The sequence below is a fragment of the Ekhidna sp. genome (genome assembly GCF_040223195.1).
Classification (GTDB): domain Bacteria; phylum Bacteroidota; class Bacteroidia; order Cytophagales; family Cyclobacteriaceae; genus Ekhidna.
On record NZ_JAVKDX010000012.1, the window covers coordinates 23654 to 47906 of the forward strand.

Sequence of the window (24253 nt, forward strand, 5' to 3'; positions counted from 1 at the left end):
ATTTTATCATCGACAATTCAAAAACTAATGGACTCTAACAAGACCAGTATATTCAATAATTTTAAAACTGACCTATCCGCCAGCGTGGTGGTATTTTTAGTGGCCGTGCCCCTTTGCCTGGGTATTGCCCTGGCATCCGGTGCTCCGCTATTCGCCGGGGTGATCGCCGGAATCATCGGTGGCATTATCGTGGGGATCATTAGTGGATCCTCTGTTGGTGTGAGCGGGCCTGCTGCCGGGCTGGCAGTAATTGTGCTCGCAGCTATACAGGATTTGGAATCCTACCCCGTATTCCTGGCGGCTGTGGTCATCAGTGGTATCATTCAAATTCTCCTGGGTATTGCCCGCGCCGGTATCATCGGATATTATTTCCCTTCTTCAGTCATCAAAGGCATGCTATCTGCAATAGGAATTATCATTTTTCTAAAACAAATACCCCATGCGGTAGGATACGATGCGGACCCGGAGGGTGATTTGGAGTTTTTCCAGCCAGATGGTGAAAACACCTTTTCTGAGCTATTCACTATGATGGATTACGTTCAGGAAGGAGCCCTGATTATTTTCATTATTTCAATGGTCATACTGGTGCTGTGGGAAACCCAATTCATCAAGAATATAAAAATATTTCAAGTAATCCAGGGGCCACTTGTAGTGGTGACTACCAGCATAGTATTGAATCAACTTTTTGTTGGTTCCACCCTCTTCATTGACGAAACACATATGGTAAGCCTACCGGTTGCGGCCACTTTTACGGAGTTTATCAATCAATTCACTTTCTTCGATCCGGCTGCCATGCTACGAAAGGATGTGCTGATACTTGGAGGAACGATCGCTGTGGTGGGTTCACTAGAAACACTGCTGTGCGTAGAAGCAACGGACAAGTTGGATCCTGCAAAGCGAATCACCCCAACCAATCAAGAGCTAGTGGCCCAGGGTGTTGGAAATATTTTTTCAGGAATGATCGGGGGGCTTCCAATTACACAGGTAATCGTAAGAAGCTCGGCCAACATTCAGTCGGGAGGAAAAACCAAGCTGTCGGCCATCATGCATGGTGCATTGCTTTTGGTCTGTGTGATCTTTATTCCAAACATCCTGAATATGATTCCGCTTTCCAGCTTGGCTGCCATTCTGATTGTGGTGGGATACAAGCTGGCCAAGCCTTCGCTTTTCAAGAAAATGTATGCCGCTGGAAGGGACGAATTCATCCCATTCATGGTCACACTACTTGGCATCATCTTTACCGATCTCCTGATTGGGATCATCATGGGGCTTTGTGTGGGTATCTTCCAGATCCTATACAACAACTTCAAAAAGCCGTATGCGATTGAATCCATAGAGGAAGAGGGCGGCAAGAAGCTGAGATTAGAGCTATCAGAAAATCTTACTTTTCTAAATAAGGCCAGCATCATCGAAACGATCTCGCACCTTCCGGATAATTCGGATATCACGATAGACGCCTCCAGGTCTCATTATATCCATCCCGATATTCTGGAGTTACTCAGTGATTTTAGGAAAAATGCCGAGTACCGAAATATAAATTTGAAGATCGTGGGTATGGATGAAGTCCATGAAAATCCCGTGAAGAAGCTGAAAAACATGGCAAAGTAGTCAAGCCAATTCCACTTCGAGCCCCGTGAAATTCACGGGGCTTTTTTATTCTACATGGTCTACATAATGTTGCCATTTTTCCAACACAGCTGAGAAATCTTCCGGAAGCTCTGAGTCTACAAATACTTTTTTCTTGGTGACCGGATGAACAAATCCTAATGTTTTTGCATGCAAGGCCTGGCGTGGCATCATCTTGAAGCAATTTTGAACAAACTGCTTGTATTTGGTGAAAACCGTCCCTTTCACGATTTCATCTCCCCCATATGTCGCGTCATTAAACAAAGGATGGCCTATCCATCTCATGTGTGCCCTAATCTGATGAGTTCTCCCGGTTTCAAGATTACACTTTAGCAAAGAGACATATCTGAGATCTTTTAGCACTTCATAGTGCGTGATAGCAGTCTTCCCAAAATCCCCGTCCGGAAAGGCAGAGGTCACTCTTCGATCTTTTAAACTCCTACCCACATTTACGTTGATTGTGCCTTTTTCTTCCTCCGGCACGCCCCATACGAGCGCATAGTATGTCCGCTCGATTGAATGATCAAAAAATTGTTTGGCCAGGCCATTCATCGCCTGCTCTGTTTTGGCAATCACCAATAGCCCTGATGTATCCTTATCAATTCTATGCACCAGACCCGGCCGGCCATCATTGCCCTTCATTTCAGGGAGGTTGCTGAAATGAAATGCGAGGGCGTTTACCAGCGTACCAGACCAGTTTTGATATGCAGGGTGCACCACCATTCCCGCAGGTTTATTTACCACCAGCAAGTGGTCATCTTCCAGCACAATATCTAAAGGAATGTCCTCAGCAACCAACTCCTCATCCCGAGGTGGTTCTGGGAGCATTACCGAAATCTGATCGCCCGGATGAACCTTGTAGTTGGGCTTCACCTCTGCACCATTCACTTTTACAAATCCATCCCTGATCCCTGTCTGAACCTTATTTCTGGTCACATTGGGCAGCCGATCCATTAGAAATTTATCAATTCGCAAAAGCTCCTGGCCTGCGTCTACCACAATGTGATGATGCTCATACAAGTCGTCATCTAATTCATTTGGATCCTCTGTCATGGCTGTAAATTTAAGGGATGGTTCACCTTCCCACACCAACTCATGAAATCTCACACCCACTTTTGCATGAAAAGCAAATCAGGCTCTTTGTAAAACGGGACGATCTCATTCACCAGGAGATCATGGGAAATAAATGGCGGAAGCTGAAATACAATTTGGAAGAAATGAAATCCCGGGGACTAAAATCACTGGTTACCTTGGGAGGCGCCTATAGCAATCACATTGCTGCTGTGGCAGCCGCAGCTCATGATTATTGTTTGGAATCGATTGGTATCATACGGGGAGATGAACTCCATGAAGCCAGCAACCCCACCCTGGCTTTTGTCCATGCCAAAGGCATGAAGCTGGAATTTGTAGATCGACCAACCTACCGGGCATGGAGGGACAATCCTGCGGGAATCCTTGAAAAATTCCCCAACTCCTACTTTCTACCGGAGGGGGGCACAAACCGGCTGGCAATCAAAGGTTGTGAAGAAATTATTCAGGAAATAAACGAAAGCTTTGACATCTTGGTCACGCCTGTCGGGACGGGTGGCACCATGGCCGGGCTGGTTGGTTCCGCCAGAGTAGATCACAAAATCATCGGAATAAGTAGTCTGAAAGGGGATTTTGTTCACAAAAGTTTTAAAAAGCTCCTGACAGGGAATCATATCAAAGGGAATAATTATGAAATAATTGATCACTATCATTTTGGCGGATACGGGAAGACCAGGCCAGAACTGATCGATTTTATCAATTGGTTTAAAGAAAACTTCTCCATCCAATTAGACCCGATTTATACAGGAAAGTCCTTTTTTGGCGTTTGGGATATGATCAAAACCGATAAATTTGAAAAAAATCTTAAAATAGTACTATTGCACACTGGTGGCCTTCAGGGTATTGAAGGCTTTAATCGAAAAAATGAAAATATTATTCAATAAGACTTAATTTTAGATCAATTTGTCAGCGGTGAAAAAATTTGTGTTATTAGTTATCTCCGCATCATTGTTAGTTTCCTGCAACATCGACGAACTTGAGTTCGATAATGTTGAGGTGCAGCCAATCAATGGTGTATTTAGCTTCCCTTTGGGACAGTCTACCTATGTCTTGCGTGATCTCATCCTCAAACAGACTGGCGACTCTATTAGCTTTCAAGAAGACAGCACATCGCTACTAACCTTGCTTTATTATGATACCATCACCTATGCAGCCCAAGATGACTTTGTGCAGATTGATGACATTGTAGAAAGCAACACTGTGACAGTAATCCCTCCTTTTGTAGGGCCTACTCCTCCAGGCAATCCTGTGATGTTCAGTGAGTCATTTTCAGCGCCGTATGATCCAGTTGATGGTGAGCAACTAGATTCCATCTTTTATGAAAATGGTGATTTAACAATTGTCACCACATCAGGTTTAGCGGCCGGTATTGTGATGGATTATACGTTTACAATTGCCAATACCATAAATATTGGAACCGGGAATCCTGTTTCGCTTTCTGGCAGCATTACCGGATCAAACAACGAAACACTCTCACAATCCCTGGTGAACCATAAAACACTCCTGACAGACGCTAGTGGAGATAATAGGTTTGACATTCTACTTTCCATGGAAGTGACGTTAGATCCGGGTGAAAATTTGACCGGTGCAGAAAGTATTTCATTTGAACTCACCTATGGCAATCAGACATTCAACCTTATTTATGGCAAGTTCGGTAGAGACACTGTGCAAGTGGGTGATCAATCCATTGAGCTTGATTTCTTCAGCCAGGCTGCACGTGAGGGGATCACTTTTGGCAATCCTTCCCTCACATTCGATTTTAGAAATTCATTTGGCATTCCGGTGGCCGTAGATTTTTCAGGCCTAAATGGTGATGATGGGAATGGTGGAAATCAGATATTTCTTACCGGGCAGGTGGTTAATTCCCCTCCGATCGTTGCTGGCTCGGGTATCAATACTCCCGCCCCCGGAACTCCCGGCGAGACCGTTCAAACCATTGTAGAAATCGATCGATCAAATTCCAATTTGGGGAATATTTTGGCATCCGCCCCTGATAGGTTGGTATTTAATGTGGCTGGAATATCAAACCCCAACGACCTGACAGCAGAAAACTATGTGCAGCCTACCAGTCAGATTACTGCCTATGTAGCCATGGAAGTTCCAATGGAAATTCAATTGGAAAATTATCAGGAATCAGGAAGATTCAGCCTTGGTGATGGCATTGACCTGGATAATGTAGACTCGGCTTTCGTAAGGGTTGTGACATTAAATGAACTACCCTTTTCGGGTATAGCCACACTTGATATCCAGGCAGCAGACAGCTCCTCTTTGTATTTAATCACTGACAATCTGGTGATTAATGCGCCCTTCATAAATATCAACGGAGAAGTTACCGATCCCAATGGGGCAACAGTGGACATCCCTCTCCCACCAGAGGCTGTGGAAGCACTTGCCAATGCGTCTCACATCGCCATTACATTAACCCTGAATACTCCCGCAAGTCAAACTTCTCGGGAAATATATGTTAAAGTTCTGGCTGATTATGAGCTGCTTCTAAAAGTCGGAATAGGGGGAAAATTCAATCTGGAGTGGTAAATGCGGAAATTTGCTACCACCATATTAATCCTAACCTCACTCTTTTGTGCAAAAGCACAGACGAGTATTTCTTTTCAGCATTTGGGCAATGCCACCTTTCAAAATAATCTAATCAACCCATCGCTGATACCTGAAGGAAAGCTATTCATTGGGTTGCCGGTCATTTCGGGCGTCCATGCCAATGTGAATAGCAAAGTGAGCTACAATGATGTTTTCACGAAGGAGAGTGATCGGACGCTGGTTGATATTTCCAAGATGGTAGGTGAGCTTCAGAAGCAAAATATGCTTTCAACCAAAGCGAGTGTTAATCTTCTGCATGTGGGCTACAGACTGAAAGCCGGGCCACTTCTAAGTTTTACAGCCAATGAGCGAATAGAAGGTGATTTCTTATACCCTAAGCAGATGGTGGAATATGTTTTTACCCGGGGTAACCATGAATTTTTGAATGAAGATGTAAAGGTCTCAAAATTGGGCTTGCGAGCCTCCCATTTTCGGGAGTTTGGCTTAGGCCTTGCCGCACCTGTAAACGACCAGCTTACGGTAGGAATTCGAGCCAAATATTTAATTGGATTTGCCAATGTGAGCGTGCCGGGCAATGTAAAAGCGACACTTCGATCAAATGGTGAAGCCTTTCAATTGGAATCCAGTTGGGAAAATGTCATGTATAGAACCTCCGGTTTGGATATCTATGATGAAACGGAAGGCGATTTAGGATCACATCTCCTCATGAATAGCAACAAGGGTTTTGCGATTGATATCGGAGGAACCTACAAGCTCAACAGATACTATACCATCACCGGGTCTATTGTTGACATTGGATTCATCAATTGGAAAGAAAATATTAGAAATGAGGTTTTGGGTGATACCTCTTTCGTATACAATGGGGTGGACTTGGCCGAGATAGGAAATATTCAGCAGACATTGGAAGACTCCCTGTTTGATAAATTCAATACCTCAGAAAACTTTGATCCCTATCGAAGCTGGCTGCCGGTAACAGTTCAGGGTAGCTGGATTTACCACTACAGCCCTCAAACAGATTTTTATGTCACTGCTGCATCACGCCTGATTCAAAGACAGATAAAAATGGCCTACGGTGCAGGGGTAACTCAGAAATTCGGAAGAGCCTTCACGGGATCGCTCAGTGTAACCAAGCTACCTCAGCAGTTTTTTAACGTGGGGGCGGCCTTTACTGCCAAGGGAGGGCCAGTACAGCTCTACATGGCCGTAGACCAGATTATCAACTTCAATGTGCCCGAGTCGCAGGCATTTGATTTCAGGTTTGGGATGAACTTTGTCATTGGACAAAGGCAAGAAAAGAGTGAAGCGAGTGGCCTATCCAGAGGACCTATTCAAGGGGCGAAAGGCATAGATACCAATGTATTCCTAGGCAAATCGGTAAAAACCAAGAAGCGGGACGGTATTTACTCCATCATTAAGAAGCAGAAACGTCGTGAGCTTAAAAGCAAGCGCACCAAAAAGGATAACGACGTGCAAAAGAAAAGCTTAAACGGGCGAACTGGTCAGAAAAACACGGATAACGAGTAGTTATTTTGTGCAGACCACAAATCCGAGACTCCAGCTTACTGAAAACCCATGATCCATTTTGATTCCGAGTAAATCAAACTCTTTGACTACCTCATGATCTGGTGGGTTGAGGTCAAGGCAAAAGAGCAATCTAAAGAAATCAATTGCCTCCTTTTGTGTATTAAAATTCCAGTAGTACTCATCCACTTTCATCTCCACTTGAAAACCGGCCTGCTTCATCTCCATCAGATCTTCACTTTTAATGAAGTTTCCGTGATGCCCCATACTATTCCATCGATCCAGAAATCCATTCAAAAACGAATCCAGCTTACTATCCTTCACCGCATCCCCGATGATCAGCTGACCGCCTGGCTTGAGCACCCGATGCATTTCTGAATAAAACTCCCTTCTGGCCACAATATGGTGTAGGGCCGCCAGGCTCACAATCTCATCCACTGATTCATCTTGAAGGTCTACCTTAGATTCTTTGCATTTTTTTATACCTGCGTGATTATCATTAAACTCACCGGAAAAATCATACGCCAGATAGTTTACGCCTGTCCTCAGATGCTGTTTTAAATAACCTCCGCCAGCCGGGAGGTCAAGGATCACAGATCCGCTCCGTTGCTGTAGCCTTTTAATAGCCGCATAAAACTCCTCATCCCGTGCATGTGGATATTTTTCCATTGCCAGGTGGTAAGATTTGCCCCGCTGATTGAATATTTCTTCATATCCCTGCATCGGCAAACTCCTTTGTGTCCTTACACGTTTGACAATTGCCACAAGCCTTGGGCTTTTTGCCTTCTTCATAAATAGGCCTTCTGCACCACCAGGTGCTATTTCTCACCTCCTCAGGTAAAAATTCCCAAATCTCCTTTTTTGTAAATTCGACCACCGGAAAAATATACTCAGGCATGGTAGTCTTTTCCAGCATCATCACACTTTTGAAAATGGCCTGGGCTCGTTTCATCCGCATCATAAAATTGTCTCCGCCAGCATCTACATCCGTCTTTGTACGTCCCATGGCCACAAAGTCTATCTCCTTTCTTGCTGCACAGATATTAGCCGAGAAAAATGCACATACGTCCATATCAAACGGAAATCTGTTGGATTTCAAAGGGGCAAAACCTGTGGTGTTAAAGGTGCTTTCCGTCACCAGAAATTTTCTGGAAGTATTGTTTTTATAGTAGCCCAAAATGGTTTTGACAGCCTCAGCTTCAGCCATTGCACGATTCTCCCGATTCCAGATGTGAATATGATGGACTATAAGCGGATGATCCACGTATTTTGGGTTGGTAATTAGCTGATGCAATACTCCGGTGGAATCAATGCCTCCGGAAAACATACAAAGAATTGTAGGTTTACTATTGTTGGTTGCCATTTAAAATAACTGTCTAAAAGTATCGCTGAGCTTCGAAAAAGAATGAACCTTGATCTTAAACTGTCCCAGATCTTTTGCTTTCAGGTTGTGCTTAGAAATATAAATTTCTTTGAACCCCAGTTTCTCCGCTTCGTTGATCCGGTTTTCAATTCGATTGACCGGCCTGATTTCACCCCCAAGACCCACCTCGGCAGTAAAGCAAACATGCTCACCAATTGGGGCATCCTCGAAGGAAGAAAAAATTGCTGAGCATATCGCCAAATCCAGCGCAGTATCCTGGACTTTCAAGCCCCCTGCAATATTTAGGAAGACATCCTGTGTGCTCAGCCTCACTCCAAGCCTTTTTTCCATCACCGCCAAAAGCATTGTCAATCGTTTGTAATCATATCCCGTGGTACTCCGCTGGGGGTTTCCATAGCTTGTGGGACTCACCAATGACTGGGTCTCCAGAATCAGTGGGCGATTTCCTTCCAATGTGGCTCCCAGGGCAATCCCACTCAGCCCCGGCTCTCTGGGCGAAATCAAAACCTCTGATGGGTTGGTGACTTCCCTCAGGCCATTGGCATTCATCTCAAACATGCCCAGCTCTGAGGTAGAGCCAAACCTGTTTTTGATCGTTCTCAAAATCCGGTAAGATAGATGCCGGTCTCCTTCAAACTGCAATACAGTGTCTACCATATGCTCCAAAACCTTTGGGCCGGCAATAGCTCCATCTTTGTTTACATGGCCAATAAGAAATATAGGAATTCCTTTTTGCTTGGCAAACTTCATCAACTGCCCGGTACATTCCTTTACCTGGGAGATGGACCCAATGGCTGCCTCCACACGGTCTGAATGTAGCGTCTGAATGGAATCAATGATCATAATATCCGGGGCGAGACTTTCTGCCTGCCTGATTACTTCGGATAAGGAGGTCTCCGCAAATAAAAAGCATTGCTCAGCTGTAGTGCCAATCCGATCCGCCCGCATCCGTATTTGTTCGGTACTCTCCTCCCCTGAGACATAAAGGGTTTTCTTTGGTATCCTAATGGCCATCTGCAACATAATGGTGGACTTGCCAATACCTGGCTCTCCACCCACAAGCACCAGCGACCCATCCACTATTCCTCCTCCCAATACCCGATCCAACTCCTGAATCCCGGTTTTCATGCGCTCCTTCAAAACCTCCTCTCCTGCCTCTTTGATATTGACCGGCCTGCTTTTTTCGGTGGAAAAGTCAACGGTATTCGAGGAGCTTTTCGAAACAACCTCTTCGACATAGGTATTCCATTCACCGCAGGCAGGGCATTTACCTACCCACTTAGCAGATTCCGCACCGCACGACTGACAATAAAATACCGATTTAGCTTTGGCCATAATAGTTAGGATAACGGCTAAGATATAAACTGTCTCAGTTAATTTTACGCCATGCAAAAAGATCAGAAAGTTTTCGACCTCATCAAGGCTGAAGAAAGGCGACAGAAAGAAGGGATAGAGCTGATAGCCTCCGAAAATATTGTGTCACCTCAGGTGATGGAAGCTGCCGGTAGCGTCCTTACAAACAAATATGCAGAAGGCCTTCCGGGCAAACGATATTATGGGGGATGCGAGGTAGTAGATGAAATAGAAAACCTGGCTATAGATCGGGCAAAGGAACTTTTCGGCGCTACCTGGGCCAATGTGCAACCACACTCAGGAGCTCAGGCCAATGCCGCTGTGATGTTAGCTTGCTTAACTGCCGGTGATGAAATTTTGGGATTTGATCTTTCCCATGGTGGCCACCTCACGCATGGTTCTGCCGTCAATTTTTCCGGAAAACTTTATAAGCCGAATTTCTATGGTGTAGATCGGGAAACCGGATTGATCGACTATGATCAGCTGGAAAAAGTGGCCAAAGAAAAAAAACCAAAAATGATTATCTGCGGAGCATCCGCTTATAGTCGCGACTGGGATTATGAGCGATTCAGAACAGTTGCAGATGAAGTTGGCGCTCTCCTTCTGGCGGACGTCTCCCACCCATCCGGGCTCATTGCCAGAGGATTGTTAAATGACCCGCTTGAGTACTGTCACATTGTGACCACCACTACCCACAAAACCCTGCGAGGGCCGAGAGGTGGTATGATCCTCGTGAGAGATGACATTGATAATCCCTGGGGGCTTACCACGCCAAAAGGAGTGATCAGAAAGTTGAGTTCTATTCTGGATTCCGGAGTATTCCCCGGGACACAAGGAGGGCCGCTGGAGCACATCATTGCTGCCAAGGCTGTAGCTTTTGGAGAAGCACTGACTGATGACTACATGAGTTACCTGCTTCAGGTAAAGAAAAATGCGGCTGTGATGGCAGATGCCTTTGTGAAAAAGGGATATCATGTGATCTCTGAAGGGACGGACAATCACCTGATGCTCATCGACCTTCGATCCAAAGAAATTACCGGTAAGGATGCCGAAAATGCGTTGATCAAGGCTGACATTACCGTTAATAAAAACATGGTCCCATTTGATGACAAGAGCCCGTTTGTCACCTCTGGTATGCGGGTAGGCACGCCTGCCATCACCACGAGAGGTTTAGTAGAGGATGATATGATCAGAATAGTTGATATGATCGATACAGTAATTACTCACAATGAGGATGAATCGAAGATTGCTGAAGTGAAGTCTGAGGTGAACACCTGGATGTCCGGATTCCCACTTTTTAAGGGTTAAGAATAAATGCCATTGGATCAGATATCTGACGAGAAGGAGATGTCCTTTCTGGACCATCTGGAAGAGCTGCGATGGCACATCATCCGTGCACTGATTGCGATAATAATCTTTGCTATCGCTGCTTTTGCAGCCAAGGATCTTGTTATCGGCACGATCATCCTAGGCCCTTCCAGAACGGATTTTTGGACCTATCAAAAGCTATGTGAGTTGGCAGAATTGATAAAAACCCCGGCACTCTGCATTGATACTCTTCCTTTTGAACTGGTGAGCCGAAAGCTCAGCAGCCAGTTTATGACTCATGTTTCCATTTCGTTTTTTGTGGGGTTGGTTCTTGGGTTTCCTTATGTGTTTTGGGAGATATGGCGATTCATTAAGCCGGGTCTGAGACCACAGGAGCGAAAGGCTTCCAGGGGTGCCACTTTCTCGGTCAGTGTTCTTTTTATGCTTGGTGTCCTCTTCGGGTACTATCTCATTGCGCCCATTTCAGTGCGGTTTTTCTCTGCCTATCAGGTAGACCCCTCGCTTCAAAACTTGTTCGATCTGTCCTCCTACATCAGCACAGTTACCATGATCGTATTTGGGTGTGGGCTTTTATTCCAGCTTCCGGTGGTGGTTTATTTCCTTACCAAAGCAGGCATAGTGAGTTCGGCACTTATGAAAGCCTACCGAAAACATGCAATTATTGTAATTTTAATACTGGGGGCTATTGTGACTCCCCCTGACCCATTCAGTCAGATATTGATTGCCATGCCACTGATGCTGCTCTACCAAATGAGTATTGTCATTGCTCGGCGCATAGAAAAAAGGGAAGCACGACAAAACAAGGAAGACAAATGAAAATAGCAATAGGTGGCGATCATGCCGGATTTCAATACAAAGAAAGGCTCATCAAGCACCTTCAAGGTCAGGGACATGAAGTGAAAGATTTTGGGCCAAATTCGGAAGACTCAGTCGATTATCCTGACCATGTGCATCCACTAGCTTCCTCTATTGCCTCGGAGGATTTTGACCTGGGCATACTGATTTGCGGCAGTGGGAATGGTGTGGCTATGACGGCCAACAAGCACGAAAATGTGCGGGCTGCCCTATGCTGGAATACGGAAATTGCCGCATTGGCCCGTCAGCATAACAATGCCAATATCCTCTGTCTGCCGGCCAGATTTGTCGCTTACGAATATGCGGAAAGCCTGGCTGATATCTTCGTGAAAACACCATTTGAAGGTGGCAGGCATGAAACACGAGTAAACAAAATCAATTGCTGATCTTCTGGTATCTGCCTTTACCTAAGCTTTGATAAGTTTCCCCCATTTTTGGAAATCGGCTAAATACCTTAGGCATCACTTCCATTTCATCAATAATGAAATCTGGATTGGCACGATGGAAAAGATCATACAGCTCTCCAGCAGATGAATAATAATCCAACCCTCTAAAAGCCCTGGAAGTCAGTTCCGCATTGAAACAAGGAGTAAGGACCTGCTCATTCTTATAATAACTCAGATCGCTTCCAAGCACCATGGTTTTTTCACCGATACTTTCAACCTGTATCACTTCCAAAGGCTGCAACCATGATTGATAGGAATAGCTGGTATAGGCTAACATCCCAAAGATCATAAGCCCGGGCATCACAAACTTGAATACCCTTCTTCTGAGCAGGATGAAATAATGAGTCCAGAAATAAGCCACCGCCGGAACGATAAAAACCAGCTCATGGAGAGCCTTCTCGTTGGACAAAAAGAATGTGCCAATCCCACCGAAAAATACCAGCCAGATCACCTGCTGGATTTTCTGCTGGAAGTTGGTAAGTCGTGATGATCCCCAGGTTTTAAAAACGGAAAGGATGAAAATGAAAATGAACCCTACATTGGTTAAAAGCATGGTTTGGAAAGTGAGCGCAGAGCTGGCATTGAACAGCAGGTTGCGGGCAAGGTAGCTGTCCAGAAAAACCCAAAGATCTCCCCGCCAATAGAAATACAATGCGCACATCCCGAATACCAGCAAAAAACTAAACAGGTAAAGCATCAGCCTGCGGGTAACTGCGGTGGAAAATAAAATCAGGGAAAAAAGAAAGACAAGGAAAAACACCATGGAGGGCAGGTATATCATGGTGGCAATACCAATGAAAATACCCGTATTGAGAAACAGCTCATCCGTCACCTGATTGTCTATCCTTCGCAATACATTTCTCAAGCCCAACAAAACAAAAGTGAGGCTAAGCAACTGAGGAGAAAGCGTCATGAAGTCCGGCACTGAGACCATGAGGATCATGTACAGGAATGCAGGCATGTAGCTATTCTCATCATAGGCTTTATTTTTTAGCAGCAGCTGATTAAAAATCCCCGCCTGGAAAATGATGATGAGAGAGCTGATCCCGTAGTGTATAAATTCACTCCGTCCGAAAATGAGGTGCAGAAACTTATATACGAAAACCGCGATGGGCCCAGTGTAGTCAAAGGTTTCAGTATACATCGTGTATCCCTGGCTCAGCCACTCTCCCAGCAACAGCCACTTCAAACCATAATAGGAGATATCCCCCATGAAATAATTCTGAACCAGACGGAAGATGATCATCAGCACAAAAATGAATGCGAGTCTGTAGGGGTCGTTGATTCTAAAAAACCGTAACAATGATTCTCAGTTTAGTTTCTGTACCGAATAAATTCGAAATTAGATTATTTGGTCAAACCCCTTAAGAATTATCTTAAACAGGGTTCGATATAAAGACTCCAAATTTTATTCAAAAAATGACTCCTAATAATCTCCTCTAGGGAGGAGGAAGAGGTGGGTAATATTAAAACCTGTCATCTTTTGAATAAAGTTTGATCAAAAGAAAACAATTCCTTTTTAATAACCCACCCCAACCCCTCCGGGGAGGGGATATAAGGGGTTTTCTTTTTCTTCCTATGTCGAACTCAGGTTATCTTAGGATATTTGCAGAGATATGGAAAGTAAGCGGCAAGTAAAATACGGTAAGCAACTTCAAAAAGACCTGGCAGAAATTTTTCAACAAGATCCAAGACACTATTTCAGATCTTCGCTGGGAACAATTACCGGGGTGACCGTTTCCCCCGACCTGGGTCTGGCGCGTATTTACCTGAGCATTTTTCCCAATGAAAAAGCCGGAGAGGTGTTTGATCACCTCAACCAGATCAAAAGTGAAGTCCGGCTAAAGCTGGGAAAGAAGATTGGCAAAAAAGTTCGGATCATCCCTGAACTTGCCTTCTTTCACGATGATACCGAAGAGGAAGCCTCAAAAATTGATAGCCTCATCAATAAGCTAAACATCCCGCCCGAAGACCAATGAATTTTCCTTTTTTCATAGCAAGGAAGTACTTCCTGTCGGGCAAAAAAAAGAATTTCATCAACGTCATTTCCATCATCTCCATGATCGTGGTGGCCATAGGTACCATGTGTCTGATTTTAGCCCTCTCTGTCTTCAATGGGCTGGAAGGACTACTGCGGTCGATGTATGGAAACTTTGACCCGGATATTGTGATCACTCCGGCTACCGGCAAGTCCTTTGAGTTCGATTCCGCTTATATCACTAAAATCAAGTCGATTGATGGAGTGCTGGGTGTATCCGAAGTGGTGGAAGACAATGTGCTGGTGGAGTATAAGGATGCACAGCGACTCGTGCGGATGAAGGGCGTCAGCCGGGACTTTGATGAGTACAGCGGCATCAAAAACGTAATGGTTTCCGGAGAGTTTCCCCTTGTCCGGGACAGCATCGGCTATGCGCTGATTGGCAGAGGCGTGCAGTACGATTTGTCACTTAGCCTCAAAAATGATTTCTACACACTGCAGATGTATTATCCAAAAGACATTGGTCCGGGAGTGGTGAACCCATCCAACATGTATAACCTGCTGAACATCATCCCTGGGGGGATTTTTGCTATTGAGAAATACTATGATGATAACTATGTGTTTGTCCCCGTAGAATTTGCCAAAACCCTCCTGAATTATGAGAATCGTCTATCCTCATTTGACGTGTATCTGAGTGACGGGGCTAGCGCTTCAAATATAAAAACAAGCATTCAGGAAAAGCTAGGCGAAAATTTTGTAGTGAAATTGGGCGAGGAACTCCACAGCGATCTATACAAAGTCTTAAAAATTGAAAAACTCTTTGTCTTCCTCATTTTAGTGTCAATCATTGGCATAGCCTCCATTAATATCTTTTTCTCCCTCACCATGCTGGTCATCGAAAAGAAGAAAGACATTTCTGTCCTTTTCGCTCAGGGCGCATCCTCCAAACTCATTCGAAACATTTTCCTTTATGAAGGCTGCATCGTAGCTTTTACCGGAGCATTCGTTGGTCTGGTTCTCGGGATTTCCCTCAGTCTTTTGCAGCAGCATTATGGGCTCATCGGGATGGGCATGAACTCTGCGGTGATGAACAGCTATCCGGTCAAAATTGAGATCATGGATGTTTTTCTCTCCATCTTGGCCATTGTCATCATTACTTTTCTCGCCTCTATCCAGCCCGCAGTAAAAGCAGGCAAATCTTTCTCCACACATACTTTACAGTAACTCCTCAAACTCTTCACAATTTATTGATGTCGGGCTTTGGGATTTTTACTATTTTCGAAGTTTCCCTGATTCTAAAAATTTGTGAAAGTATCACCCGACCAACCATTTGAGCTAATCTATTCCCTGTACGATCATGAGTACCTGGGGTATTTGATTGAGTCTTTTGTGGTACAACTGAATGATAAAGGCGAGCTTACTTTTTCGCACCAAAATATATCGGCCAAAAATGCGCAGGAATTCAGTGCCGGCCTTGATGATAATGACTTCAAAATCATCAAGCTCATGGACCAAATCCAACAGGATCAGGTTGCCAATCACTTCCAGAAAAAGAAACAAAAGCCGGAAGAATTCTTTCTGAAGGTATACGATGAAAAGACCGGGGATGTAGTCCTGCAAAAGGAAATCGCCGGATACGTGGAGCGGAGAATTTCACAAATTCTCTCACTCATTCATGGCAAGCGGCTTTTCGAAATGGGGAAAGATGGCGAGCCTGCCTGGAAGGAGATTGAGGTAGTGGATGAGAAAGCAACCGTTCTCTTCCATTTCAGAAAAAATGAAGACAATACCCACTACTTCCCCACGATCAAGCTGAAGGGAGAAAAGGTGGAGTTTTTGAACAACGGAAGCTACCTGCTCTGCAACGAACCCGCCTGGCTGGTGGCCAATGATCAACTGTTCACTTTTCAGAAGCCGGTGAGCGGAGGGAAGCTAAAGCCCTTTCTCAAAAAGAAGTTTATTCTCATCCCCAAAGACATTGAGGAAACGTACTACAAAAAATTTGTAGGCCCGCTGATCTCTGAGTTTGATGTCTATGCCAAAGGATTTGATATCGTCACACATAAACCCAAGCCCACTCCGAAAATCACGGTGAGTGAGCTACAGACTACCCGCAACGCCTCACTTTTCGATGACAATGGAAATGCCCCTGAGGTAGAAAATGACAAACTCTTGCTGGAGCTCTCTTTCGACTATGGGCGGCACAATTTCAATGCGGACAAGCTCAGCCGGGTGAGCGTATCTATGGAAAAGCAGGAGGATACATACACGTTTCACCGGATCAGCCGAGATCATGAAGGAGAGAAAGGTATTATCGAGCAATTAACAACGAACGGATTACCTCTTCGCAATTCGCGAGTCACCTTATCAAAAAGCACAGCTTTTGATTGGATTGGCAGGAATAGTGAGCTGCTCCAGGACTTTATCATCAAGCAAAATCAACAGGGAAAGAAATTTTTCGTGGGCGAATCCACCATTGACCTGGAGGTAAGCGAAGGGGTTGATTGGTTTGACCTGAAGGCAAAAATCCGGTTTGGGGATTTTGAGGTTCCTTTCGAAGAAATTCGAAAGTGCATCCTGAAAGGAAAAACCGAGGTGGCACTTCCTAACGGGGAAATAGGCGTGATACCGGAATCCTGGATTACCCGGTACAAAGATTTGTTTGCCTTTTCAACAGAGACCAGTACCGGGATTACGCTAAATAAGATTCACGTCTCGCTGGTGCAAGAGCTGAAAGAAGGAGAACATGCCAAAGTGACCATGGATCGAAAGCTGGAGAAGCTTTTGTCGTTTGACAAGATGGAAGACTACAAGGTGCCAGATTCATTCAAAGGGGACCTTCGTCCATACCAGTTGGCCGGGTACAATTGGTTGCGATTTCTGGAAGATTACAACTTTGGGGGCTGTCTTGCAGATGACATGGGACTGGGGAAAACCATCCAGGCCCTCACGCTACTTCAACACCAAAAAAATGAAAATCCCCAGAGTACCAGTCTTCTGATCATGCCCACATCCCTATTGTACAACTGGGAGATGGAAGCCCAAAAATTTACGCCCGGATTGAAGATTCTCAACTATACTGGGATAAACAGGGTCAAGGATTCCGCTCAATTTGGTAAATATGATATTGTACTAACCAGCTACGGCACTACCCGGGTGGATACCGAGATACTGGCTGAATTTTACTTCAATTACATCATTCTTGACGAATCGCAAGCGATCAAGAATCCAGATTCTCTTATTTCGAGAAAGGTGCGAGAACTAAAATCGAGGCGCAAACTCATACTTACAGGTACTCCCATAGAAAACAGCACCCTTGACCTTTGGTCTCAGATGAGCTTTTTAAATCCTGGATTGCTGGGGAACGAATCCTATTTCCGAAAGGAATACCTCAAACCAATTGAGAAGGGGAAAGACGAGAACAAAACCAAAAAGCTCAATTCGCTCATCAAGCCTTTCCTGCTCAGGAGGGAAAAGAGCCAGGTGGCCGATGACCTTCCTGAAAAGGTGATCAACATTCGGTATTGCACCATGTCGGAGGCACAGCGGGAGTATTACGAAAAGGAAAAGAATGCGTTCCGAAGTAAAATCATGGACGTGATCGAAACTGATGGTGTGGCAAAGTCTCACATGGTATTGCTACAGGGCCTTACCCAGCTTCGTCAAATTGCCAATCACCCGGCCATGGTAGATCCTGAATACAAAGATGGCTCAGGAAAGCTGGAAGAAGTGACCTACATGATTGAGAATTCCGTCTCTAAAGGACACAAAGTGTTGATCTTTAGCCAGTTTGTAAAACACCTCAAGATCGTTTCAGCATATCTGGATGGCCAGAATCTATCCTACGCATACCTGGATGGGTCTACCAAGGATCGCCAGCGGCAGGTTGAGCTATTTCAAAATGACCCGGATGTTTCGGTTTTTCTTATATCGCTAAAAGCGGGGGGTACGGGGCTGAACCTCACAAAGGCTGACTATGTCTTCTTACTCGACCCCTGGTGGAACCCTGCCGTGGAGACCCAGGCTATTGATCGGGCGCATCGAATAGGGCAAACCAAGAAAGTCTTTGCTTATAAGTTTGTGTGCAAAGACACAATAGAAGAAAAAATCATAAAACTGCAGGATCACAAGCAAAAACTCGCGTCAGATTTAATTACTGTAGAAGAGAGTTTCGTAAAAAGTCTATCACAAAGCGACATTCAGGATCTGTTTGACTAATTTTTATAGTTCAAATAAGGGTTGGATTTTATCCGTGTTGTTAGATGAGTGTAATTCAATACATAGGAGACTTTCATATGCGAAATCCGATTATCAGTCTGATTACATTCATTCTCGTCATTAATACCTGCCTGTGCTCCTCAGCCTCCGGGCAAAAGGAATTTGGGTTTAAAATGCCCGAAAAAACTAAAAAAATCGAGATTCCATTCGAGCAGCACAACAATCTGATCATTATCCCTGTTACGATCAATCGATTTTTAACACTGAAATTTATCCTTGATACGGGCGTTGAAAATGCCATTCTTACCGAGAAGCTTTACGCTGATATCCTGGATGTTAATTATATCCGGGAAATAATCATAGATGGTCCTGGACTGGTGGACTCGGTTGAGGCCTATGTTGCCAATCAGGTAACTTTTGGATTGCCCGGGGGAGTAGTTGGCCAAAACATGAATATGCTTGTCCTAAAGGAGGATTATCTAAAACTTTCTGAAAACATTGGTGATGATGTTCACGGAATAATCGGGTACGATATTTTTTCCCGCTTCGTGGTAGATGTAAACTATGACGACAAAATCGTGACACTATATGACCCCAAAAGCTATAAGAGCGACAAAAAAATGGTGGAGGTGCCTATAGAGATACGGGGCACTAAACCATTCATGCCGGCCACTATCCGTCAGGATGGCAAGAAAACCAGCCTTGACATAATGGTTGACACAGGGGCAAGTCATGCGGCCTTAATCGACTATAGCTATATTGATGGCATTTATCTGCCGGAAAAAACCATTGTGACCCGGCTGGGGATGGGTATTGCCGGAGAGATTCCCGGGCATGTAGGCCGGATGGATTCAGTAACCATCGAATGTTTCGACTTCAGCCAAATGCTGGTCTCTGCCCCATTCGAAGGTGCTTACAACAAAGTCATCAAGAGAGGTGCGCGCATTGGGACTTTTGGAGGCGAATTGCTGAATAGATTTCACGTCATATTCGACTACTCTAAAAAGAAAATGTACCTGGAGAAAAGTAAGAGGTACAAAAATTCATTTGAGTATAATATGAGTGGCATGTCTTTGAATGCCGTGGGGGAAAACCTGGATACGCTTAAGGTGGTACATGTGGACAAGGGCCGCCCGGCAGACAAAGCTGGGATAAAAACCGGTGACGTTATTCGCTCGATTAACGGTAAGAGCTTAAGTAGCCACTCATTGTCTGAAATAAATAACCTGCTTCAGTCAAGGGATGGAAGAAAAATCAAAGTGAAACTTTGCAGGGATGGTGAGAAAGTAAAAGTGCAATTTCACTTAAAAAGGATGATTTAAATGACGGAGTAGAAATTCCTGCTCCGCACCATCTATCTTCAATCCCTTACGATCACCCGGAAGCTTACTACATTACCTTTCGGATTTTCCCGATCATAGAATCTTAAAATGTAAATGCCCTCTTCATAATCCGACACATCAATTCTCAACTCCCCGTCAAATCCATTTCTCAAATCTACAGACCATTTTGTGGTTCCGGACAGGTCGATCAGCTGAGCTGTCACATCACTAGATTTCAGGTGTCTGTATCGGACATTCAGATACTCGCTGGATGGGTTTGGATAGATTTGCAAATCCTTGAAGTATTCTAAGATAATGCCAAGCACAGCCTCAATGGTGACCTCAATACCATCCGGGGTAACAAATGCCTCTAGCTTAAAGTCCGTATCACTGACACCCTCCTCACCCACTTCAAACTCCACCGAAGACGCATCATTAAGCGGAATACCAGGATATTCCACAAAGAATCTATAAGTGCCCTGAGGCAGGAAGCCGAACTTAAACTCCCCATTATCATCGGTTTCACCGTAAGCAATCAGCTCAAACTCATCATCCTGACCGGTACGTCCGCCTGATCGTTTACGACGCAATCCACACTTTCTTTTTGCTGCTCTTCTGCGGGCATCTATTCTACCTGAGCCATCTCCAAAATCTTCCTCAATCAATACATCCAGATCACCTGGTCCATCTGTCAATGGAGGTGGAACAGGCGTAATCTTAATCGTAATCGCTGAATCCTTCCTAAGCTGAAGTATTTCAGCCTCTTCCCATAGGAACGTATCGCCATAGTAGCCTCCAATGTATTTTTCCTGATCATTCGGATCGATAGCCAATAGATAATCGCCCAGTACAATTTCCTGGAAGCTAAACTGACTGGATACATCTTCCAGCCGACCATCGGCCAGGGTATCATACCCACCAGACTGTGTCACCCTCAACAGATAGGCCGACAGATTGCTGCTGAGTAGGTCATCATTAAAGTCGGTCACGTCCACATCAATATTGGCAATAGCCAGCAACACTTGCGGCCCCACATCTATCGTCAATCCGGTGACCAGTTCATTGGTGATCTCGGCTCTAAACGCACCCATATTGTTGTAATCAATATCCAGGATTTCCAGAGAAGCACCTGAAATGCTAAACTCTGAGCCTGAAAAAATTTCAAGGTCATTTCTGAACCATCGGTAGTTGTTGGCAGTGCCTCCGGAGACGATATCCAGCCCCGGATCTTCCAGGTGAAAAATCTTGACAGGCTCACCGGTAAACCCATCAAACTGAAGGCTCGCCTGATTGGCATATTGAAGGTTGGCAATGCCAATCAATGGTTCCAAATCATCAAACTCCAGGTTGTTTCCAGAAACATTCAGGGTGCTGATACTCACGTCAGTGAAATCCATCAATCCCAAAATCTCATTGTTGGAAAGATCCATCTGAGTCACGGCACTCAAACCACCAACAGCTCCCCCCGTGAAAGGATTTGGCATCTCTCCTGTAGCTCCAATGTTGGCTAAATCAACTATTTGAACTCTGTTTCCGGCCACATTGAAGGTTACTCGTTCCCAATCCCTAAATCTGTCACTAGTCCAATTCACGGCAGGATCCCATGTATTTCCACTCAACGATGAGTAAATCTGCCTCAACGCTACAGAATCTGCGAATGTCTGAGGCTCAATCAGTGTTTTCACGGCAATAGTGTTGGAATTTGTGGAAAGCTGAGCTCCAAAATCAGCTCGCACTCTGTAATAGTAAGACTGTCTGAACAAAAGTCCAGTGACGGCCTGGCTGGTTGCCGTCCCAACCGGACGATTATCATAACCCTCCAGCATATTCTCAAAGTCAGGGTCAGTAGCTACATCAAGGAAGTAAGCCTCTGCCGATCTGTCTGTCCAGGACGCTGTAAACGAAGTTGAAGTAAGATCAGTAGCAGCCAGTGCTACCGGTGGGTCAAAGTTCGGCACAATCTCGAAGGTGGCATCACTCACATCATTGATGCCCAGCGAAGTATTTGCAACCTGGATCAGGTTATTACTCCCCTGCAGATCAGGAATCGTCCAGTTGTAAGAACCTCCGTACATCGCAAAAGTGCCATCATTGAGGATGGAATAATTATCTCCACCATCCGTACTTAGCCTGATTTCAATCAGATCTGAGCCTGAAATATTCGCGGTACTCCATGATATCTCATAGCTATCCCCAACCTTCAGCGCCTCGCCTCCATTTGGGGTGAGAACCGTAACAGATGGGGATGGAGCGGCTTGGATGGTAAATACACCATCACTGGCATCTGCAACTGCCTGACTGGTATTGGCAATTTGTATCCGGTTATTGGTGCCAATATTGTCAGGAACTGTCCAATTATAGCTTCCCTCAAACATGGAGAATATCCCGTCAGCGATAATGGAGTAATTATCTCCGCCATCCGTGCTCAGCCTGATCTCAATCAGATCTGTGCCTGGAATATTCTGCTCAGTCCAGGAGATTTCATAGACATTTCCCACACTTAGTGTCTCGCCCCCGTTTGGCGCAAGTAGTGTGATGGATGGAACAGGTGCCGCTTCTATCGTAAATGCAGCATCACTTTCATCTGCAATAGCCTGGGTTGTGTTTGCAATTTGAATTAGATTGTTCGAGCCGGGATTGTTAGGTATGGTCCAATCATAGCTTCCATTGAACATAGAGAATATCCCATCTGCGATGATGGAGTAATTGTCACCGCCATCCATACTCAGCCTGATCTCAATGAGATCTGTTCCAGGAGTGTTTTCCTCTGTCCAGTTGATCTCATAAGAATCCCCTACAGTGAGGGTCTCTCCACCATTTGGTGTGAGCACGGTGATAGACGGAGCTGCGGCATCAATGGTAAATGCAGCATCACTTTCATCTGTGACGGCTTGGGTGGTATTAGCGATCTGAATGAGGTTATTCGCGCCAGGGTTGTTGGGGACTGTCCAATTGTAGCTTCCGTCAAACATGGAGAATATTCCATCAGCGATGATGGAGTAATTGTCCCCACCATCAGAGCTCCACCTGATCTCAATGAGGTCTGTACCAGGTATGCCTGCATCCGTCCAGGTGATTTCATAGGTATCTCCTACGGTTAGTGTTTCACCACCATTCGGGTCTACCACAAGTATCGAAGCAGCAAGAGGGTCTACTTCAAAGGTGGTGGTGAGGTATTGTCCCCATGCGCCGGATTCATCTTTTGCTCTCAAGCTCACGGTGTGAGTCCCCGGCTCCAGCGTGGAGGTTCCCAAGGTTATCAACTCGTTGATGGCGTTGGTGGGCAAAGTGATGGATACAGGCATTGCATTGCCCACGCCCGGATCTGTATCAAAGAAGTATTCTACGGCGATGATTTGGTCTGAGGTATTTTCTGCCTCTTCCACATAAATTATCTGAGAAGTATATGGCCCCCAGGCACCATTCTGAAGCCTTCCTCTCAGATATACAGTATGAAATCCGGTGGATAGACCACTGGTAGCCAATGCTCCACTTGTGATAATTTCTGAAGCGGCAGAAGCACTAATCGGGGTTCCCAGCCCTGCTCCCGAGTCAGTATCCACAAAAAACTCAAGGGCATCTACAATGACCACATCTCCCAGGCCGACCGGTGATTCGACAAAAATGGTAGTTGCCGAGGATGGTCCCCACGATCCTCCCTGCAGCTTTCCTCTTAAATACACCGTATGAAATCCTGCAGGCAGACCGGACAGATCAAGGCTTTCGGTAATCGCCACATCCGATGAAGATGAAATAGAGATCGGAGTGCCTGCGCCGGGCCCAGGGTCTGCATCCACAAAATATTCCAGCTGATCCACGACTACCACATCTCCCTGACCCACTGCGTCCTCTACATAAATCGTCTTAGCATCATAAGGCCCCCAAGCGCCATTTTGGAGCTTGCCTCGGAGAAACACCGTATGAAAGCCAGATTCCAACCCGGAAGTGACCAATGTCTCCATGATCGAAATATTCGAAGAAAGTGCCACTGAAATAGCAGTTGCTAACCCGGCTCCCGGATCAGAATCAACAAAATACTCGAGCTCCTCAATTTGCACCACATCGCCTACACCCGCACTTTGCTCAATGTAAATGGTATATGAGGAATAGGGTCCCCACTTTCCGGTCTCATCCTGGCCTCTTAAATAGATGATGTGGAAACCACCCGAAAGTCCAGACAAGTTTAAAGACTCGGTAATTGAAACCCCAGCGGCTGCCGAGATCGCAATTGGTGTCCCCAACCCTTCTCCAGGATCAATATCGACAAAGAATTCGAGGGAAGTGAGGTTTGCATCTGTGATAATTTCTTCCTGCAAAAAGGAGCCAGATGAATGGATACTTTTTAGATCACTTTCATCCGAAACAAAAATGGCAAAGCTGTATACCCCAGGATCAAGTGCAGAAGTGTTCACTGAAATGGTCTCATCAATCATAGCGGCGGCCGTGAACGAGGTAAACTCCTGTGTGTCCACCACACCACCATCCTGATAGATGACTACAGAAATTTTGCTGATGTTTTGGGCTAACCCGGCAAAACAGAGAAGAATGAAAAAAGCTGCTAGTATCTTTTTCATTT

Annotated in this window: 17 protein-coding genes; 11 read left to right on the forward strand and 6 right to left on the reverse strand. The window is 45.2% G+C overall.

What is annotated here, in order from left to right:
* Nucleotides 1–27: 27 nt before the first annotated feature.
* Complete coding sequence (locus RLN88_RS04995) at nt 28–1608, forward strand: SulP family inorganic anion transporter (protein ID WP_350220276.1); 1581 nt, start codon at nt 28–30, stop codon at nt 1606–1608.
* 45 nt (nt 1609–1653) lie between these two features.
* Here RLN88_RS04995 and RLN88_RS05000 read toward each other — a convergent pair whose 3' ends face one another.
* Nucleotides 1654–2679, reverse strand: a complete 1026-nt coding sequence (locus RLN88_RS05000) for an RluA family pseudouridine synthase (RefSeq protein WP_350220277.1) — start codon at nt 2677–2679, stop codon at nt 1654–1656.
* A gap of 17 nt (nt 2680–2696) precedes the next feature.
* Here RLN88_RS05000 and RLN88_RS05005 point away from each other — a divergent pair, with 17 nt between their 5' ends.
* The 3 genes from RLN88_RS05005 to RLN88_RS05015 are packed head-to-tail and all read left to right on the forward strand — an operon-like array spanning nt 2697 to nt 6795.
* Entirely contained in the window at nt 2697–3599 is a 903-nt protein-coding gene (locus tag RLN88_RS05005) for a 1-aminocyclopropane-1-carboxylate deaminase/D-cysteine desulfhydrase (protein ID WP_350220278.1), read from the forward strand.
* A 28-nt stretch (nt 3600–3627) separates the two neighbouring features.
* A complete protein-coding gene (locus RLN88_RS05010) occupies nt 3628–5250 on the forward strand; it encodes a hypothetical protein (RefSeq protein WP_350220279.1) in 1623 nt (540 codons plus the stop codon).
* Nucleotides 5251–6795 (forward strand): DUF5723 family protein, encoded by a 1545-nt coding sequence (locus RLN88_RS05015; protein WP_350220280.1) that lies wholly within the window; start codon nt 5251–5253, stop codon nt 6793–6795.
* Here the strand turns inward: RLN88_RS05015 and RLN88_RS05020 are convergent, their stop codons facing one another.
* From RLN88_RS05020 to radA, 3 genes are read right to left on the reverse strand one after another with little or no spacing between them, the layout of a single operon-like run.
* The gene (locus RLN88_RS05020) at nt 6796–7557 is read right to left on the reverse strand and encodes a class I SAM-dependent methyltransferase (protein ID WP_350220281.1); all 762 of its coding nucleotides are present in this window, start codon (nt 7555–7557) and stop codon (nt 6796–6798) included. It lies immediately after the preceding gene.
* Complete coding sequence (locus RLN88_RS05025; RefSeq protein ID WP_350220282.1) at nt 7502–8155, reverse strand: 7-cyano-7-deazaguanine synthase; 654 nt, start codon at nt 8153–8155, stop codon at nt 7502–7504. The genes RLN88_RS05020 and RLN88_RS05025 overlap by 56 nt, the downstream gene beginning before the upstream one ends.
* Nucleotides 8156–9511 (reverse strand): DNA repair protein RadA, encoded by a 1356-nt coding sequence (radA, locus tag RLN88_RS05030; protein WP_350220283.1) that lies wholly within the window; start codon nt 9509–9511, stop codon nt 8156–8158.
* A 51-nt stretch (nt 9512–9562) separates the two neighbouring features.
* On the opposite strand from radA, the gene glyA reads away from it, so the two are divergent.
* The 3 genes from glyA to rpiB are packed head-to-tail and all read left to right on the forward strand — an operon-like array spanning nt 9563 to nt 12099.
* The gene (gene glyA, locus RLN88_RS05035; RefSeq protein WP_350220284.1) at nt 9563–10837 is read left to right on the forward strand and encodes a serine hydroxymethyltransferase; all 1275 of its coding nucleotides are present in this window, start codon (nt 9563–9565) and stop codon (nt 10835–10837) included.
* A 6-nt stretch (nt 10838–10843) separates the two neighbouring features.
* Nucleotides 10844–11674 carry a twin-arginine translocase subunit TatC gene (gene tatC, locus RLN88_RS05040; protein ID WP_350220285.1) on the forward strand — a complete coding sequence of 277 codons (831 nt, stop codon included), beginning with the start codon at nt 10844–10846 and terminating at the stop codon, nt 11672–11674.
* On the forward strand, nt 11671–12099 hold the full coding sequence (rpiB, locus tag RLN88_RS05045) for a ribose 5-phosphate isomerase B (protein ID WP_350220286.1): 429 nt from the start codon (nt 11671–11673) through the stop codon (nt 12097–12099). Before tatC ends, rpiB begins: the two co-directional genes overlap by 4 nt.
* On the opposite strand, the gene RLN88_RS05050 is transcribed toward rpiB, so the two are convergent.
* A complete protein-coding gene (locus RLN88_RS05050) occupies nt 12089–13462 on the reverse strand; it encodes a hypothetical protein (protein ID WP_350220287.1) in 1374 nt (457 codons plus the stop codon). The two genes, rpiB and RLN88_RS05050, sit on opposite strands and share 11 nt — an antisense overlap.
* 313 nt (nt 13463–13775) lie before the next feature.
* Between RLN88_RS05050 and rbfA the strand changes: the two genes are divergently transcribed.
* The 4 genes from rbfA (at nt 13776) to RLN88_RS05070 (ending at nt 19677) form a co-directional block, all read left to right on the forward strand.
* Nucleotides 13776–14138: a 30S ribosome-binding factor RbfA gene (gene rbfA, locus RLN88_RS05055; protein ID WP_350220288.1), complete on the forward strand. Its 363-nt coding sequence runs from the start codon at nt 13776–13778 to the stop codon at nt 14136–14138.
* Nucleotides 14135–15361 carry an ABC transporter permease gene (locus RLN88_RS05060; protein ID WP_350220289.1) on the forward strand — a complete coding sequence of 409 codons (1227 nt, stop codon included), beginning with the start codon at nt 14135–14137 and terminating at the stop codon, nt 15359–15361. The genes rbfA and RLN88_RS05060 overlap by 4 nt, the downstream gene beginning before the upstream one ends.
* 81 nt (nt 15362–15442) lie before the next feature.
* Entirely contained in the window at nt 15443–18355 is a 2913-nt protein-coding gene (locus RLN88_RS05065) for a DEAD/DEAH box helicase (protein ID WP_350220290.1), read from the forward strand.
* Between the two features lie 44 nt (nt 18356–18399).
* Nucleotides 18400–19677, forward strand: a complete 1278-nt coding sequence (locus tag RLN88_RS05070; protein WP_350220291.1) for a PDZ domain-containing protein — start codon at nt 18400–18402, stop codon at nt 19675–19677.
* 38 nt (nt 19678–19715) lie between these two features.
* Here RLN88_RS05070 and RLN88_RS05075 read toward each other — a convergent pair whose 3' ends face one another.
* Nucleotides 19716–24251, reverse strand: coding sequence for a Ser-Thr-rich GPI-anchored membrane family protein (locus tag RLN88_RS05075; RefSeq protein ID WP_350220292.1), 4536 nt, complete (start codon nt 24249–24251; stop codon nt 19716–19718).
* Between the last annotated feature and the right edge of the window lie 2 nt (nt 24252–24253).